Annotated in this window: 4 protein-coding genes; 2 read left to right on the forward strand and 2 right to left on the reverse strand. The window is 47.4% G+C overall.

Annotated features, from left to right (window positions below; genetic code table 11):
• The first annotated feature begins 591 nt into the window (after positions 1-591).
• The gene (locus tag AAH187_RS19150; RefSeq protein ID WP_342350091.1) at positions 592-831 is read left to right on the forward strand and encodes an addiction module protein; all 240 of its coding nucleotides are present in this window, start codon (positions 592-594) and stop codon (positions 829-831) included.
• Between the two features lie 8 nt (positions 832-839).
• Positions 840-1,136, forward strand: coding sequence for a hypothetical protein (locus tag AAH187_RS19155; RefSeq protein WP_342350092.1), 297 nt, complete (start codon positions 840-842; stop codon positions 1,134-1,136).
• Between the two features lie 291 nt (positions 1,137-1,427).
• Here the strand turns inward: AAH187_RS19155 and AAH187_RS19160 are convergent, their stop codons facing one another.
• Positions 1,428-1,838, reverse strand: a complete 411-nt coding sequence (locus tag AAH187_RS19160; protein WP_342350093.1) for a type II toxin-antitoxin system VapC family toxin — start codon at positions 1,836-1,838, stop codon at positions 1,428-1,430.
• Positions 1,831-2,082 (reverse strand): AbrB/MazE/SpoVT family DNA-binding domain-containing protein, encoded by a 252-nt coding sequence (locus AAH187_RS19165; RefSeq protein ID WP_342350094.1) that lies wholly within the window; start codon positions 2,080-2,082, stop codon positions 1,831-1,833. The genes AAH187_RS19160 and AAH187_RS19165 overlap by 8 nt, the downstream gene beginning before the upstream one ends.
• Between the last annotated feature and the right edge of the window lie 248 nt (positions 2,083-2,330).

Raw genomic sequence — 2,330 nt, forward strand, 5'->3', positions numbered from 1 at the left:
GGCTTTGTCTTCGGAATCAGAACATCCTTGAATGCCGACGGCCAGGATAACGAAGAAACAGAGAGTGAGGACTTCCAGTCTCACTAAAGAAGGTTTTTGAAAGGAAGGAAAGATCATAAGAGTGAGAGTGCTCTGAATAAATAAACAATCTCTCCTAATACTATAAAGGAAATCCTGGTTATGGGAAAGCTGGTAAAAACCCTGGCCTACCTTATCCAAGAAAACCCGTGACGGTGGACACAAGGTTGTGAAGCTGACTATTGAGTTATACTATTCGGTTGGGGATCCCATTCGAGCCACTGTCGCCTGTTTTGATAACAAACGGGCGATCCCACACTTCATCGCAAACTGTTCTGCAAAAAAAGGGGAATCTATGAAAGGTGAATTCACAGCGATTATTGAAATTTGTCCCTTAGGGCAAGGGCGGGTACTTGGCCATTTTCCCGCGGACTCCTGGCGCAAAGGGGCAAAGCGAGACAATTGAGTAAACCAAGAATAGTGTGCGGTCCGAAAAGACGAGTTAATGTCTTCCTGGACACTTTTTTTGGTCTTTGAGGTACGCTATACTGGTTTACCTTAGGAACTCTGGTCATGTCCAAGATAATCCCCACTCCCCCTTCAGGATTCGACGACCTCTCCGTCGAGGAACAAATTGATTTTGTTCAATCCCTCTGGGATCGGATTGCATCCACTCCCGAACAAGTTCCCGTACCCGAGTGGCACCGGCAGATCCTTCTCGAACGCTTGGAGGCGTACCGCGCCAATCCTACCGCTGGTCGACCCTGGGAAGACGTCCGCGCAGATATCGATCGCAAGTTACGAGACCGTTGATCTGACGTATGGCGCGACAGCTTGTCGTCCAACCTCAGTCGGATCTCGACATCCAGGCAGCTGCCGTCTGGTACGAGGATCAGAAGGCCGGCTTAGGAATGCGGTTCCTCAACGAACTCCATTTGGTGTTTCAGCGCATCAAAAACAATCCTCGACAATTCCTGCGGCTTGAAGGGGAAGTTCGTCGTGCTCTCCTCCGGCACTTTCCTTACGGGGTGTATTTCATCGGAGATTCCGTACACATAACAGTTCTGGCGGTTTTGCACCTACATCGAGAGCCTGACATGTGGAAAAGCCGTAATTGATGGCACTGAGAATAGGAAAATGTCTCCTGGATCTTGAAATTCATGGTGGAGCTTAGAAAAGGTTTCATAAAAGAGGTTTTAAATATTTTCCCGTGATGGAAGTTTGGTTATTGGCGGTATCTTTCGGAGGGCCTTGGGCGACGATGTGGCCGTCGGATTCGCTGCCGCCTAGGCCGAGGTCGATGACCCAATCTGCGCATTTGATGACGTCCAGGTGATGTTCGACCACCAGGGCAATTTTTTCTTTCCCGATGGCGTGTATGAAGCCTTGTCTTGGGAGAAGGAGAAAGGTTACAGGGGATATATTTCAAGCCAAGGAACTCGTTTGAAATGTTTGTGATCATAGGTCGCAATCTGTGTGAGTCCCTGAGCTTGCAAATCATGGGCATGAAAGGCATCGATGAAATCAATGTTTTCTTGGACATAAAGATCTAAGGCCATGATAATGATCTCGGCCTCTGGACAGAGGAGGTTGGGTGTATTGAGAATGGTCTCCACTTTCGATGCAATGTCGGTCTTGCCTAAGTGATAAAAGGATTCCAAGGTCCAGACAATTTCGGCGATCACCAGTAAGCTGGTGATGAGTTGAATTTGGCCTTTCGTCGCTTGGCGAAAAAGAGTTTCGGCTCGTTTGGCTTTGACCGGATCGTCGTTCGTTAAAAAACGTAAAAAGACATTCGTGTCGACAAACACTTTAGTCACGACCAACTGCTTTTCCCCCTATGTTTTTTTTGACAGCCCGGCGGATTCGAGAGAAGTCTTCTGGACGAGTAGATGGGATGACAGAGCCTTTCAAGTCAAGAACTGATCCTCGAAGCACTTTCAGCAGGACTTCATCCCCCCGTCGAATAAATATGACTTTTTCTCCCTCTTCTAGCCCTAATTGATCACGAATAGGCTTGGGGATTGTTACTTGACCTTTGCGAGTAATTACAGAATCCAGCATGAAGCACCTCCTGAAATAAGTACTACTTTCGTAAGTTTAGTCCTACCATTTTATTTCCGTCAATGATTCCAAGGTTTGGGTTGTATTTTTCTAGTTTTTGGGTGGAATGTTGCGATTCACTGATGTATCTCGTAATGCATGGCCGATGCTCGAATGTAGAAAGGGGTTTACGGAACGAATGGTTTCAGATATTGGCTGGAGAGTGACTGAGGGGTATTGGCGATTTCTTCCGGGTGGCCTTCCTCGAC

Source organism: uncultured Nitrospira sp. (assembly GCA_902500695.1).
In the GTDB taxonomy this organism is placed as follows: domain Bacteria; phylum Nitrospirota; class Nitrospiria; order Nitrospirales; family UBA8639; genus Nitrospira_E.